15 protein-coding genes are annotated in these 14,145 nt (G+C 65.2%); 7 read left to right on the plus strand and 8 right to left on the minus strand.

Features of this window, described 5'->3' with window-relative positions; genetic code table 11:
• Position 1 precedes the first annotated feature (1 nt).
• Positions 2–817 carry a sterol desaturase family protein gene (locus PF049_00370; GenBank protein WBY16661.1) on the minus strand — a complete coding sequence of 272 codons (816 nt, stop codon included), beginning with the start codon at positions 815–817 and terminating at the stop codon, positions 2–4.
• Positions 818–914: 97 nt separating this feature from the next.
• Between PF049_00370 and PF049_00375 the strand changes: the two genes are divergently transcribed.
• Entirely contained in the window at positions 915–1,886 is a 972-nt protein-coding gene (locus PF049_00375; GenBank protein WBY16662.1) for a DUF3667 domain-containing protein, read from the plus strand.
• 9 nt (positions 1,887–1,895) lie between these two features.
• Entirely contained in the window at positions 1,896–3,002 is a 1,107-nt protein-coding gene (locus PF049_00380; protein ID WBY16663.1) for a DUF3667 domain-containing protein, read from the plus strand.
• On the opposite strand, the gene PF049_00385 is transcribed toward PF049_00380, so the two are convergent.
• From PF049_00385 to PF049_00405, 5 genes are all read right to left on the minus strand, one after another.
• Complete coding sequence (locus tag PF049_00385) at positions 2,999–3,388, minus strand: hypothetical protein (GenBank protein ID WBY16664.1); 390 nt, start codon at positions 3,386–3,388, stop codon at positions 2,999–3,001. The genes PF049_00380 and PF049_00385 overlap by 4 nt on opposite strands.
• Positions 3,389–3,469: 81 nt before the next feature.
• Complete coding sequence (locus PF049_00390; protein WBY16665.1) at positions 3,470–3,703, minus strand: DUF3072 domain-containing protein; 234 nt, start codon at positions 3,701–3,703, stop codon at positions 3,470–3,472.
• 77 nt (positions 3,704–3,780) lie between these two features.
• Positions 3,781–4,056: a hypothetical protein gene (locus PF049_00395; GenBank protein WBY16666.1), complete on the minus strand. Its 276-nt coding sequence runs from the start codon at positions 4,054–4,056 to the stop codon at positions 3,781–3,783.
• A gap of 32 nt (positions 4,057–4,088) precedes the next feature.
• Positions 4,089–6,062 (minus strand): ATP-dependent zinc metalloprotease FtsH, encoded by a 1,974-nt coding sequence (gene ftsH / locus PF049_00400; GenBank protein WBY16667.1) that lies wholly within the window; start codon positions 6,060–6,062, stop codon positions 4,089–4,091.
• Between the two features lie 99 nt (positions 6,063–6,161).
• Entirely contained in the window at positions 6,162–6,800 is a 639-nt protein-coding gene (locus PF049_00405) for a TetR/AcrR family transcriptional regulator (GenBank protein WBY16668.1), read from the minus strand.
• A 93-nt stretch (positions 6,801–6,893) separates the two neighbouring features.
• Here PF049_00405 and PF049_00410 point away from each other — a divergent pair, with 93 nt between their 5' ends.
• The 4 genes from PF049_00410 (at position 6,894) to PF049_00425 (ending at position 11,299) form a co-directional block, all read left to right on the plus strand.
• Positions 6,894–8,030: an FtsX-like permease family protein gene (locus tag PF049_00410; GenBank protein ID WBY16669.1), complete on the plus strand. Its 1,137-nt coding sequence runs from the start codon at positions 6,894–6,896 to the stop codon at positions 8,028–8,030.
• Entirely contained in the window at positions 8,030–8,746 is a 717-nt protein-coding gene (locus PF049_00415; GenBank protein WBY16670.1) for an ABC transporter ATP-binding protein, read from the plus strand. The genes PF049_00410 and PF049_00415 overlap by 1 nt, the downstream gene beginning before the upstream one ends.
• Before the next feature lie 13 nt (positions 8,747–8,759).
• The gene (locus PF049_00420; GenBank protein WBY16671.1) at positions 8,760–9,833 is read left to right on the plus strand and encodes an efflux RND transporter periplasmic adaptor subunit; all 1,074 of its coding nucleotides are present in this window, start codon (positions 8,760–8,762) and stop codon (positions 9,831–9,833) included.
• 86 nt (positions 9,834–9,919) lie between these two features.
• Complete coding sequence (locus PF049_00425; GenBank protein ID WBY17938.1) at positions 9,920–11,299, plus strand: efflux transporter outer membrane subunit; 1,380 nt, start codon at positions 9,920–9,922, stop codon at positions 11,297–11,299.
• Between the two features lies 1 nt (position 11,300).
• Here PF049_00425 and PF049_00430 read toward each other — a convergent pair whose 3' ends face one another.
• Positions 11,301–11,912: an exopolysaccharide biosynthesis protein gene (locus PF049_00430; protein WBY16672.1), complete on the minus strand. Its 612-nt coding sequence runs from the start codon at positions 11,910–11,912 to the stop codon at positions 11,301–11,303.
• A 60-nt stretch (positions 11,913–11,972) separates the two neighbouring features.
• Entirely contained in the window at positions 11,973–13,136 is a 1,164-nt protein-coding gene (locus PF049_00435; protein ID WBY16673.1) for an acyl-CoA dehydrogenase family protein, read from the minus strand.
• Positions 13,137–13,233: 97 nt separating this feature from the next.
• Between PF049_00435 and PF049_00440 the strand changes: the two genes are divergently transcribed.
• Positions 13,234–14,109, plus strand: a complete 876-nt coding sequence (locus PF049_00440) for an alpha/beta hydrolase (protein ID WBY16674.1) — start codon at positions 13,234–13,236, stop codon at positions 14,107–14,109.
• Positions 14,110–14,145: the final 36 nt, after the last annotated feature.

The raw sequence follows: 14,145 nt of genomic DNA on the forward strand, positions 1-14,145 counted from the left end.
CCTATTCCTCGCCCGGGTGCCGGCGCGCAAATGGCAGGCGAAGGCTCCAGCCGAGACGGCCGGGCCGCTCGTCCTGATAGCCTTCCAGACCGAAGATCAGGCCGTTCTGGCCTTTTTTCGCCGCGCCCACATAGGTGCCGAGCAACCGGTCCCAGCCCGACAGGACGGTGCCGTAATTGCTGTTCGTTTCATCCATTTTGGCTGAGTGGTGGATGCGGTGCATGTCGGGGGTGACGAACAGCCTGCGCCACGCAGCCTCGAGCCCCGATGGCAGGCGGAAATTGCCATGGGTGAAGATCGTGGCCACGGCAAAGCCGATCTCGAAGACGAACACGGCGAGCGGCGCTGCCCCCAGCGCGACGACGATCGCCATCTTGTACGCCATGGACAGCACGATCTCGGCCGGGTGGAAGCGCGCACCCGTGGTAATGTCGAAGCCGGTGTCGGTATGATGGACCTTGTGCAGCCTCCAAAGAAGGGGGATCTCGTGGGTGGCCCGGTGCTGGATGTAAAGCGCGAGGTCGAGCAGCACGATAGCCGCGATGAATTCTGCCCATGGCGGCAGTTGCGTGACGTTGAACAGGCCCCAGCCCGCATCACGCGCCCACACCGCTGCGCCGACCATGGCGAGCGGCAGCACCAGCCGAACGGCCAGCGTATCGATGGCGTAGAGGCCCAGATTGGTCCTCCACCGCGGCAGGCGGCCAAGCGGGAATTGGCGGAAAGGGCGCGCCAGCTCCAGCGCCGCAAACAGCGCGAAGGCAGCGGCGATAACGCCGAAGCCCATGATCGGGGCGCTGATCCCGAAGATTTCCATGCACATGATATCGGGCCCGTTTCCCGCCTGTGCAAGCCGTTCCGATTGCGTGGGTGCGGGGCGGGTCTATACCGATTGTGCCAAGATGGGAGCATTCATGCCGGAACCGACCAACCCGGACGCAGAGACCTGCCGCAATTGCGAAACGTCGCTTTCCGGCGCCTTCTGCCATGCCTGCGGGCAGGAACGGCGGATAGGCATGGGCTTCCCGTCTCTGTTGAAGCGCTTTGCGGGGTCTGTAGCGACGCCCGGCGGCCGGTTCTTCGAGACGCTGACCGGCCTCGTCGCCTCGCCCGGAACACTGACGAGGGCGTATAATGCGGGTGCCCGCGCGCGGTTCCTCTCGCCGTTCGCCATGTTGCTGTTCGCCATGATCGTGCTGCACGGAGTCCAGTGGATGACCGGCGGGAGCGACGGCGCGATCAGTCACGAACGCTCCGTAGACCGGGCACTGGCCCGCGCGCAGGCATCACTCGATGCCTATGCCGAGGGAGAGGCCGAAGAGGGGCCGGATACGCCCGGCCTGTTGCAGGACGACAGCAGCGCCGCGCGCGCGAAGCTGTCGGCGGAGGAACGGCGCGAGAGGGCCCTCAGCACCAAGTTCTTCGCCGATCAGGCGGTAAAGGCGTGGAACCCGGCCCCTTCGTCGCAGGATAGCGTGGCAGGATGGCGCGGCACGATTGCACGCGCCGCGTCCGCCTTGCCTGCGCTATTCCCGCTGATCGGCTGGCTGCTGATCCCGGCCCTGCTGCCTGTGACGCGCTTGCTGCTGCCGGGAAGCAGCAAGGCGGGTTCACTGGAACGCGCGCATTTCCTCGTCTTTACGCTCGCATTCGGTGCGCTCGTCATGGCTGCGGGAACGGCGCTGGTAGGGGCGGGAATACCCGTTTCTTTAGCGATTGCGGCGGCCGGTATCCTGATGCTCGCCCATACATCGGTTCATGTGCGGGGCGCGTTCGACCTTTCCTGGCCGGGGTCTGCTGCGCGCAGCGCCGCGCTGATCGGCGCCGGGATCGCTGTGCTGGGCGTGATCGGGACCGGGCTTAGCTTTTCCGGGATTCTGGGTTAGGCTGGCCCGGTGAGCGGGGACGAATTCGACGCAATCGGGTCCATCGCGGCCGGCGGCCTCGTCGCCGGATCGCTGGAGCCCGATCATGGCGGGCCGGGCGGCAAAAAGCCGCCGGAGCAGCACGCCACGGTGACCTCCCGGCTCGGCGCCATAACCTGCGCGAATTGCGACACGCTTCTGCACGGCAAGTATTGCAGCAATTGCGGACAGAAGGCGGGCCTGCACCGCACGCTGACCGCGTTCTGGCACGATTTCCTGCACGGGGCGCTCCATTTCGACGGCAAGATCTGGCGCACCCTGCCGCTGCTCGTGCTGAAGCCGGGCGAACTGACGCGCCGCTATGTCGAGGGAGAGCGGGCGCGTTTCGTCTCGCCCATGGCGCTGTTCCTATTCGCCGTGTTCCTGATGTTTGCCGTGTTCCAGGCGATCGGGCTGACCGCTCCGACGCAGATCAGGACACAGGACGGAATGCGCGCCGACCTGGAACAGGTGGCCGAGCAGCGAACGCAGAGACGCGACGCGCTGGCCGAGCGCCTGTCCGACACGGACCTGACGGAGCAGGAGCGCGCTAGGCTGGAAGAGCAGCTGCTGGACGCATCGGAAGAAGTCGACGCGATCGACCGCGCGACCGACCTCATCGTCGATGGCAGCGAGACGTCGTCGATCACCGCCAACCTGACCGGCATCGAGTCGATAGATAGCGGCATCTTCAAGAAGTGGCGCGAGAACCCGTCGCTGATGGTCTACAAATTGCAGGCCAACAGTTACAAGTTCAGCTGGCTCCTGATCCCCCTTTCCGTGCCGTTCGTGTGGCTGCTGTTTTTCTGGAAACGGCGGTTCAAGGCTTACGATCACGCCATCTTCGTGACCTATTCGCTGTCCTCCATGACCCTGCTGTTCATTGCGCTGTCGGTCATCGGTGCGGCCGGCTTCGCGCCGGGATGGCTGGTGATGGCGGGGCTGCTGATCCCGCTGGTGCACATGTACAGGCAGCTACGCGGCACTTACGCTCTGGGCAGGTTCAGCGCGGCATGGCGGCTGGCGGCCCTCATGGTGTTCATCACCATCGTGACAGGGCTGTTCCTGCAGCTCCTGCTTATCCTCGGCGCATTCTAGCTGCAGGGATAACGCTTTTTCATCAGGTCGGCGAATGCGGTTTTGAGCGGGATGGCCTGACGCCTGCTGGCAGGATAGCTGCGCAGGTGGGCGAGCATGTCGTCGCTGGAAATCGATGCCTTACCCTTGGGCGGAGGACAGGAGTGCGGCGTCCGGCCCGCCTTGCGATCGGCGGCGAGCGATGCGCGGTAAGCGTCCCCGGCGCCCTCCGCTTCCGCCTTCAGAACCTTGAGGTCGGAAGAGAACATCGCCATCATCCCTTTCTTCTCCAGCGCCTCTGCCCTGGCAAGGAACGTCGCCACGCTCATGTCGCCGGGCGCGGCGGACAGGCCAGCGGGCATGGCCGCCAAAGACAATGCTCCAAGAAATACCGTGACGCCGCGCATGGAAAAACCCTCCCGAAATTTAACGGGAGGGTCCTGCCTGCCGGACAATGAACGGCAGCTTTCCGGCAACGAGGGGCTGTGTTACCCGCCCCGCCCCGTTTCGCCTTGCAGCGCATCGATACGGCGCGATGCCTCTGCCTTGGTCAGTTCGGTGTCGTAGGCATCCGGCTGGCCCGCTTCTTCCGACAGTGTCTTCAGGTAGCTGGCCTGCGCGCCGGTCATCGCCTCGTCGCCGGTGGTCCAGTTTTCCGGCTTCTTTTCGGCGTTCGATACCGGGTCGGCCTTCGGATGTTCGCTTGGTTGCGGTGCAGTCATGAGTGTTACTCCTTTTGCGGAATCAACACTTATGTTCTACACTTGTTCCCGACGTCCGACGTGAAGGCGGAGCGAAATCAGGAACCCAGATCGTCGCCCAGCACCGGTGCGGGCCCGGGTTCTTCATCGTCGCCCGCTTCCAGATTGTCGCGCAGGTTTGCCGCCCCTTCGCTGACACTGTCCGCTGCGTCGATCGCGCCTTCCTCGATCACTTCGCCAGCGACGTCCAGATTGGCCTCGGCATCCTGCGCCGCACGGTCAACCATTTCCGATGCGTCCTGCTCCGTCTGCTGGGAGCATCCTGCCACCAGCAATCCGGTGCCAAGGGCTGCAAAAAGAATTGCACGGTTCATAGTCAATCTCCGTTGCGAGCTCTCGGGCTCTTTCACGCGCCCTGCGGGGCAGGACCGCCTTCATTTCCGCCATTGCCGAACCGCTTGCCGGCCTTGGGGATCGCGCTGCCGGTGACCGGCCGCACCTTGGCCGGGCCCTTCGGTTCGTCGGGCCGGTCGAGCTTGCCGTTTTCCAGAAGCTGGTCGATTTCATCGCCGGTCAGCGTTTCGTATTCCAGCATGGCCTGGGCAAGCAGGTGCAGCTTGTCTTCCTGGTCGGTAAGGATTGTCGTCGCCCGCTTCAGCGCGCCTTCGACCAGTTCCTTGATCTCGGCGTCGATCAGCTTGTTGGTCTCGTCCGAGCCCATGGTCCGCTGGCTCGCGCTCATGCCGAGATAGCCTTCCTGCTGGTCCTCGTACTGCAGCGGCCCCAGCTTTTCGGACATGCCCCACTTGGTCACCATGTTGCGGGCAAGGTTGGTCGCGTACTGGATGTCGGACGACGCACCGCTCGATACCTTGTCGTGGCCGAAGATGATTTCCTCAGCCACACGGCCACCCATCGCCACGGCGAGGTCGGCGTGCATCTTGTCGCGGTGGTAAGAGTAATTGTCGCGTTCCGGCAGGCGCATCACCATGCCCAGCGCACGGCCGCGCGGAATGATCGTCGCCTTGTGGATGGGGTCCGATGCCGGCTCGTTCAGCGAGACGAGCGCGTGGCCCGCCTCGTGATAGGCCGTCATCTTCTTCTCGTCGTCGGTCATGACCATGGAGCGGCGCTCGCTGCCCATCATGACCTTGTCCTTCGCATCCTCGAATTCCTGCATCGCGACCAGGCGCTTGTTACGGCGCGCTGCCAGCAGGGCTGCCTCGTTGACGAGATTGGCGAGATCGGCACCGGAGAAGCCCGGCGTGCCGCGCGCGATCGTGCGGCTGTTCACATCAGGCGCCAGCGGCACCTTCTTCATGTGAACGGCGAGGATCTTCTCGCGCCCGTCGATGTCGGGGATCGGCACCACGACCTGGCGATCGAAGCGGCCCGGCCGCAGCAATGCAGGGTCCAGTACGTCGGGACGGTTGGTCGCCGCGATGATGATGATACCTTCGTTCGCCTCGAACCCGTCCATCTCGACCAGCAGCTGGTTCAGCGTCTGCTCGCGTTCGTCGTTCGAATTCCCGAGGCCGCCGCCACGCGAACGGCCGACCGCATCGATCTCGTCGATGAAGACGATGCAGGGCGCGTTCTTCTTCGCCTGTTCGAACATGTCGCGCACGCGGCTGGCACCGACACCGACGAACATTTCCACGAAGTCGGAACCGGAAATGGTGAAGAACGGCACGCCGGCCTCGCCAGCAATGGCGCGGGCCAGCAGCGTCTTGCCCGTACCGGGCGAGCCGACCAGCAAAGCGCCCTTGGGAATCTGGCCGCCCAGCTTCGAGAATCGCGAGGGGTCCTTCAGGAACTCGACGATTTCCTCCAGCTCCTCGCGTGCCTCGTCGATGCCGGCGACATCGGCAAAGGTCACCTTGCCCTGTTTCTCCGTCAGCATCTTGGCCTTCGACTTGCCGAAGCCCATCGCGCCGCCGGCGCCTCCACCCTTCTGCACCTGTCGCAGCGCGAAGAAGGCGATCCCCAGGATCAGGATGAAAGGCAGCGACTGGATCAGGATGTAGAGCAGCAGGTTCGGCTCCTCCGGTGCGGTGCCGGAGTACTTCACGCCGTTTTCGTCCAACAGCCGCGTCAGTTCCGCATCATTGGCGACGGGGACGGTGGAGAAGGCCTGGTCGTTCTTCAGCGTGCCGGTGATCCGGTCTTCGCTGATCTGTACCTCTTCGACGGTGCCCGCGACCACGCGCTCGCGGAAGTCGGAATAGCCGATCTGCGTGCCGGTATTCTGGCCCGTATTGCCGAACATCGACACGACCAGCAGCAGCGCGAGGAATATCCCGCCCCACATCATCAGGCTCTTCACCCAGGGATTCGGACCGCCCTGGCCGGGCTCTTCGGGCTGATTATTGTCGCTCATGATCGGATGCGTACCTTTCCTATGTCCGATATGTAGGCGCGCGGGGGTGAATGGCAAGTTAGCCCGAAGGCGGGGGATGCGTTGGAAAAGCCGATTATTCTAATCGTCGCAATCGCCGGTCGCATAACCCTTGCAGAACAGGTCCACCGCGCCCGCTATGCGCTGGCAGTCGCGCGCAGGGTCCGCAGGAAGACCGAACCGCCGGTCGAGGTCGCCCATCCCCTTGCAGAGCGAAGCAAACTGCTCTGCCGCCAGCGCCGGATCCGGCACCCGGACTTCGCCTGCGGCATCCATTGCCGACAACAGGTCTGCGAAAGCCTGTTTCATCCGGTGGGGTCCGGCGGCCAGGAACGCCCGGCCGATGGTCGGCTCATGCTCCGTCTCCGCCGCGATCCGCCGCTCGAACCGGACCATTTCGGGGCGTGAGAGGAACGCCACCATCGCCTCCCCGATTGCTGTCAGGCGCGCGCGCAGGGACGAGCCGGGCATGGCCTCGATACTGAAATGCCCGCGCATTTTCTCGCATTCCCGCTCGACCGCGGCGGTGAACAGGCCCTTCTTGTCGCCAAAATGGTTGTACACCGTCACTTTCGAGACACTGGCCGCCTCTGCAATCGCCTCGATCGACGACGCGGCGAAACCGTCGGAGAAGAAGGACTCCGATGCCGCCGCCAGAATGGCGTCGCGCTTGGCCTCGCTGGAGGGTCGCAGGGGTTTTTCTGCCGGATCGATTGACAAACTGAACGACTCCGTTCATTTGAACGCTACCGTTCATTTATGGGCATTCGCGCCCCGTGATGCAACCGCCGGCCGGAAAGGATCGAGTCCCGAATGCTCTGGATCGCCATCCGCATGCTCACCGGCGACAAGCAGAAATTCTACGGCCTCGTCTTCGGGATCGCGTTCTCGACCCTGCTTATCACGCAGCAGCTGACGATCTTCGTGAACCTGATCGAACGCGGGGCGAGCGGCGCGTACAATGTCGGCGAGGCTGAGGTCTGGGTAATGGACCCCGTCAGCCGGACGACCGATATCACCTATGCTTTGCCGGCCACCGCGCTCGACGCCGTGCGCGGGGTGCCGGGCGTCGACTGGGCCGTGCCGCATCTGCGCTCCTCCGCATCGGTCCGCACGCGGGACGGCGATCTGGAAGGGGTGGCGATCATCGGGGTCGACGATGCCACCCTGATCGGCCTGCCGAAACGCATGGCGGAAGGCAGCATCGACGTCCTGTCCCAGCCCGACAGCGTGATCATCGACGATGTCGGCGCGGTCAACATGTTCGGCGAAGGAAGAGACCCGATCGGGGAGCGGCTGGAGCTCAACGACCAGCGCGCCGTGGTACGCGCCATCGCCGATGCCACGCCCAGCTTCACCAGCCAGGTCACGCTCTACACCAAATACAGCCAGGCGCTGAATTACGTACCGGGCACGCGCAACCGGATGAGCTTCGTGCTGGCCGGGGTGGCCGACGGGCTTACGGCGGAGGAGGTCGCCGACCGGATCGAGAGCCAGACGGGCCTCAAGGCCGAGACGCGCGACGAATTCGCGCAGGCCGGGGTGGATTTCATCATCGAGAATACGGGCATCCCGACCAATTTCGGCATCACCGTGGTGCTGGGTTTCGTGGTCGGGGTGGCAATCGTCGGGCTGACCTTCAGCCTGTTCATCCGCGACAATATCAAGCAATTCGGCGCGCTGAAGGCGATCGGCGTCACCAATGGCCGCATATTGCGGATGGTGACAGTGCAGGCGGCGCTGGTCGGGCTGATCGGATACGGCCTTGGCGTGCTGGGGACGGTGGCGTTCCTGTGGGGCTTCAGCGGCAGTCCCTTCTTCAAGGGGTTCTACATCCCGTGGCAGATCCCGCTCGTCAGCCTCGTCGCGGTCATCCTGATCCTCGCCATAACGGGGGTCCTGGCCCTACGCAGCGTGTTCCGCACCGAACCGGCATCGGTGTTCCGCTGATGACCGAGACATCCCAATCTTCCGCCATCCGCACCAGCGGTGTGACGCGCGACTTCAAGTCCGGCCAGCAGACCATCACCGTGCTGCACGGTATCGATACCGAGATCCGGTCGGGCGAGATGACTTTCCTCGTCGGGGAGAGCGGGTCGGGCAAGACCACCCTGATTTCGATCATGTGCGGCATTCTCTACCCGACGCAAGGCGAGGTGGAGGTGTTCGGCACGGACATCTACGCGCTGGACGATACCGACCTGGTGAATTTCCGCCTGGAGAATATCGGCTTCATCTTCCAGCAGTACAATCTCATCCCGTCCATCGATGCTGCCAGCAACGCCGCCGTCCCGCTGATCGCGCAGGGATTGGACCGGCTGGAAGCGCGGGAAAAGGCGCGCACGATTCTCGAAAAGCTCAATATCGGCGACCAGGCGGACAAGCTGCCGAGCCAGCTATCGGGCGGGCAGCAGCAGCGCGTCGCCATCGCCCGGGCTTTGGTCCACGAGCCGCGGCTGGTGGTGTGCGACGAACCGACCGCAGCGCTCGACGCCAGTTCCGGCAGGCGGGTGATGGACCTGCTGCGGGACGTCGCCGTGGCAGAGGACCGCGCCTGCATCATCGTGACCCACGACAACCGCATATTCGACCTCGCCGACCGTATCCTCGTGCTCGAGGATGGCTGCATTACCCATGACGGCACCGAAATGCCGGACGGCCACTAGGGACCTGACGACCATGGCATTCAATCTCGACAATTTCAGCTTCTCCCGCATGGGACTGCCCCTGATCGCGGTCATCGGGCTGGTCGTGGCGGCCATCTACATCGCAGGCGGCCTGCCGGACCGCGAACTGGGCGAACCGGAACGCGAACCGCCCAGCGCGGATGGCGAGCTGGCAGACGCGCCGCGCGTCGCAGGGGCCGGTATCGTCGAACCTTCGAGCGAGCTCATCGAAGTGGGCACCGCGCTTGCCGGGCTGGTCACCGACCTGCGGGTCCAGCCCGGCCAATTCGTCGACAAGGGGCAGCCGCTGTTCACGGTCGATACCCGCGCGCTGCGCGCCAGGGCAGAGGAAACGCAGGCGGCCATCGGCGTAGCCAGCGCCGCCATGGGCGAGGCGCGGGCGGCGATCGCAGAAGCGCGTGCAGCAGAGGACACGGCCGGACGCCAGCTTGCGCTCTACCGCAATGTCGACGATCCGGCCGCCGTCAGCCGGGCCGAAGTCATCCGCGCAGAGGGAGAGGCAAGTGCGGCCCGCGAGCGGCGACAGCTTGCCCAGGCTCGCCTCGCTGCCGCGCAGGCCCGTCTCCAGAGCGCGCAGGCCCAAGCCGCCAGCACGAGGACCGAACTGGGGCGCGCCGTGGTCCGTGCGCCGATTGCCGGGGAAATACTGGCGGTGAATATCCGACCGGGCGAATTCCTCTCCAACCAGGGCGGCGGCAATGCAGAACCGTTCATCACGATGGGCGAGACGCGCCCGCTGCATATCCGCATCGACATCGACGAAGAGCAGGCCTCCCGCGTCGCCATGGGCGAACCGGCGACCGTGTCGCCGCGCGGCGCGGCGCGAAACCAGGTGAAGGCCAGCTTCGTGCGAGCCGAACCGCAGGTGGTTCCCAAACGCCAGCTGACGAATACCGCGGCAGAGCGGGTCGATGTGCGCGTACTGCAGGTGATCTACGCCCTCCCCGCCGATGCGCGCGGCGATTTCCGCGTGGGGCAGCAGGTCGATGCCTTCATTCCTGCGCGCAGCACGGGCGCGCCTTCGCGGCAGGACGGGCGTGATACCCAGGCGGACGGTGCTTCGTGAGCCGCCCAAGCAAACCCGCACCCGCACGCAATCGGCCACGCTCCTGTAGCGCTGCATGGGGCCTGTGCCTCGCCTCGTCGCTTGCACTGGCCGCCTGCGCCGCAGGTCCGGTGGGTGAGATCGCCACGCCTCCTCCGTCCATCCCGGACCGTTTCGCATTCGCGCCGGACACCGGGACGCAGGCGGATGTCGCAGCCCTGCTTCCTTCCGCCGATCCGGCATTCGGGCAGCTAGCCGCCATGGCCCTGGCCGGCGCGCCGACACTCGGCGAAGCGGCTGCACGCATCGAGGCCGCACGCGCATCTGCACGCCGCGCAGGGGCAAACCGCTTGCCCCGCCTCGACGCGGATGCCGCGATGACCGCGACGCGTACCAATCCCGCCCAATTCGGCGGCGACCTGCCAGGCGGGATCGCCTTCGACACGGAACGCGTCAGCTACGGCGCGAACCTTCTTGCCAGCTGGGACCCCGACCTGTTCGGACGGCTGGCCGCGCGCGAGCGGGCGGCGGCGGCCCGTCTCGGGGCTGCGAGCGCCGAGGCGCAGGGCGTTCGCCTGGCCTTGCTGTCGGAAATCGCAGGTGCTGTCATCGACTGGCGCACGCTTGCCGCGAGGCAGGCCGAACTCGAAAGCGACCTCGCTTCGGCAGAGCGCCTCGTCTCGCTTGCCGGATCGCGGGAACGGGCAGGCATCGCCCCCGGCTTCGACCGGGTCCGCGCCGAGAGCGCTGCCGAGGCAAGCCGCAGCCGCATCGCCGCTTTGGCAAGCGAGCGGGCGCGGATTGCCGGGCGGCTGGTCACTCTGACCGCCGAACCCGCGCAGTCGGTACTGGACCGCCTTGCCGTGCCTGCCCCCGCAGCCAGCGAGCCGCCTGCGCCGGCCACGCTGCCCGCCTCGCTTCTGGCAAACCGGCCCGACGTGCTGGCCGCCGCCGCCCGGCTGGAAGCCAGCGACGCGGAGCTTTATGCCGCCTCCGCTGCACGGTTCCCGCAATTCACCCTGTCCGCCGCGCTGGGCCTGCTGGCCTTCGACCTGGGCGACCTGTTCAGCGAGGACGCCATTGTCGGCAGCGCGAGTGCCGGGCTCCTCGCGCCGGTGCTCGATTTCGGGCGGATAGAGGCCGACATCGACGCCGCAGAGGCGGACAAGAAACTGGTCTTCCAATCCTATCGCCGGGCCGTGTTCACCGCGCTGGGCGATGCGGAAACCGCCTATGGGCTGGTCGCGGCCGCCGACCGCGAACTGGCCGCCGCTACGCGCGAGGCGGCCAACGCCCAGCGTGCAGCAAGCCTGGCGGAAACGCGCTTCAATGCGGGTCTGTCGAACTTCCTCGAAGTGCTGGAAGCCCGCCGGGCCGCAGATGCGAGCGGCGAACGCACGGCGGCGGCACGGGGCCGGGCCCTCAGGGCGCGCGTATTGCTGTGGCAGGCGCTTGGCGGCGACGGTTATCGCCCGGAGACGCCCTAGCTCAGCCCGAACCGCTGCCCGACAGCAGCGTATTGAGCGCGAAGATCATCGAGCCGCCGCCCAGCACCATCGCGACCAGCAGCAGCAGCAGCCCGTCCCGCACCAGCAATGCGAGTCCGATGCAGGCCACGGCAATCATCGGGACGCTGCTCGCGAAGGGCAGGAATTCCAGCGGCGGAACCGACAGGCACAGCAGCAGGATCACGATGGCCGCGATCCTGGGCCAGACCCCTTTCAGCATCCAGTCGAGGCGGTCCCCGATGTGATTGTCGATCCAGACGGCGGTCTTGTCGAGCTTATGCATTCCCTTGGCCAGCTTGCGCCCGTCGACCTTGCGGTTCTCGATCACGTCCGGCAGCCACACGTGGTCGCGCCCGACCAGCAATTGCAGGGCAATGAGCGCGATGATCGTGGCGAGCACGGTGGGAAAGCCCGGTATGCCGCCGAGCGGGCTGATCTCGATCAGCGGCAGCACGATCAGCAGGGGCGAGAAACTGCGATGGCCGAACGCTTCCAGCGCATCGCCCAGCGAGACTTCGGCGTTTTCCTCGCCCAGGCTTTCCAGCCCACCGACGACGTCCTCGAGGTTTTCGGGTTCCTTGCTCTCGCTCATCCTGCGTCTCCCCTGTTCGCGCTTCAACGACAGGAGAGCGCAGAATATCCCGAAGGCGGCCTACATGGAGCGGGCGATCACCATCTTCATCACCTCGTTCGACCCGCCGAAAATGCGGGTGATGCGGCAATCGCGGTACATGCGGGCGATGGGGTAGTCGTTGATGAAGCCCGCCCCGCCGTGGAACTGCAGGCACTTGTCGACCACTTCGCCCTGAAGCTCCGTCACCATCAGTTTCGCCATGCAGGCCGTGGGCACGTCCAGCTTGCCTTCCAGGTGCTGCGCGATGCAGTGATTGACGAACACCCGTGCCGCCGTGGCCCTGGCATTGAGTTCGGCCAGCACGAACTGCGTGTTCTGGAAATCCCAGATCGTCTGCCCGAACGCCTTGCGCTCCTTGACGAATTCCATGGTCACTTCCAGCGCTTTCTCGATACCGGTCATGGCGCCCATGGCGATGATCAGGCGTTCCTGAGGCAGCTCGCCCATCAGCTGGTAGAAGCCCTTGCCCTCTTCGCCGCCGAGCACCGCGTCGCTCGGCACGAACACGTCGTCGAAGAACAGTTCGGAGGTGTCGGCGGCATCCATCCCGACCTTGTCCAGCTTCTTGCCCCGCTGGAAGCCTTCCGCGCCCTCCGTCTCGAGCAGCATCAGCGAGATGCCCTTGGCCCGTTCCTTGGGATCGGTCTTGGCGACCACGATGATGAAATCGGCGGTCTGACCGTTGGAGATATAGGTCTTGGCCCCGTTAATGCGGTAGCCGTTGCCGTCCTTCAGGGCTGTCGTCGTGATGCCCTGCAGGTCGCTGCCCACACCCGGTTCGGTCATGGCGATGGCGCTGACCAGTTCGCCCGTCACCAGCTTGGGCAGGTATTTCTTCTTCTGCTCCTCCGTCCCGTGCCGCACCAGATACGGCAGGATCACGGTATTGTGCAGGCTGGCGGCGAAGCCTTCCACGCCGTGCTTCGCCTGCTGGTCGATGACCACCATCTCGTGACGGAAATCGCCGCCATGGCCGCCATACTCCTCCGGCACGGATACGCCGAGCAGCCCGGCCTCGCCCGCCTCGTTCCAGAATTCGCGTTCGACCTGCCCGTCCTCGCGCCATTTCAGCACCCGCTTTTCGGGCGCCTTGTCCTGGTAGAACTTGCCCACGGCATCGGCGAAGATCGCGATCTCCTCGTCTTCCATGAATTCGGGCTGCGGCACATTAACGGTGGGCATGGGGCATTCCTCTCGTTTTGTTTTATTGCCATCCACCGTACATAATCGGTAGCGGACTGCAACGCGTTCCGAAGACCATAGACGACAGGACGGATTCATGGAGTTGATCGGCCCCACTTCGCAGAGCTTCATCAGCCAGCGCACCCGGCTGCACTATGCCGACTGGGGCAATCCCGATGCGCCCCCGCTGATCCTGCTGCATGGCGGGCGCGACCATTGCCGCAGCTGGGACTGGACGGCGGAGAAGCTGCGGCGGGACTGGCATGTCATCTGCCCCGACCTGCGCGGCCATGGCGACAGCGAATGGACCAATACAGGCGTCTATCACGTCGGAAGTTACGTCTACGACCTGGCGCAGCTGGTCCACCAGCTAGAACTGGCACCGGTCACCATCGTCGCCCACTCGCTGGGCGGCAACGTTGCTATCCGCTTTACCGGTCTGTTCCCCGAAAAGGTGCGCAAGCTGGTCGCGATCGAGGGGCTGGGCCCCAGCCCCAAGGTGCAGGCGGAAATGGACCAGACCCCGTGGTTCGAGCGGCGAACGGAATGGATGGAGAAAAAGCGCGAGGCCAGCGCGCGCTCCATTCGCAAATACAACACGTTCGAGGACGCGCTCGACCGGATGCACGAGGCCAACAGCTACCTCAGCCGCGCGCAGGCGGAGCACCTGACCCGCCACGGCGCCATCCGCAACGAGGATGGCACGTGGAGCTGGAAATTCGATCCCCACCTGCACGCCTGGCCGCCGGACGACCTGACGAGCGAGCAGGTGGAGGAGCTATGGGCGCGCGTCGCCTGCCCCACGCTGATGGTCTATGGCAATGACAGCTGGGCCAGCAATCCGGAGAAGGACGGCCGCATCGGGCATTTCGGCGAGAACGTGCAGGTCAGCGCCTATGACCGCGCCGGCCACTGGGTCCATCACGATCGGTTCGACGATTTCGTTGAAGAGGTGCGGCAATTCATCGAATGAGGCTCAATCGATACCCCGGCAAAGTCAGGTCTCGGT

The sequence above is a fragment of the Erythrobacteraceae bacterium WH01K genome, from assembly GCA_027941995.1.
In the GTDB taxonomy this organism is placed as follows: domain Bacteria; phylum Pseudomonadota; class Alphaproteobacteria; order Sphingomonadales; family Sphingomonadaceae; genus CAJXSN01.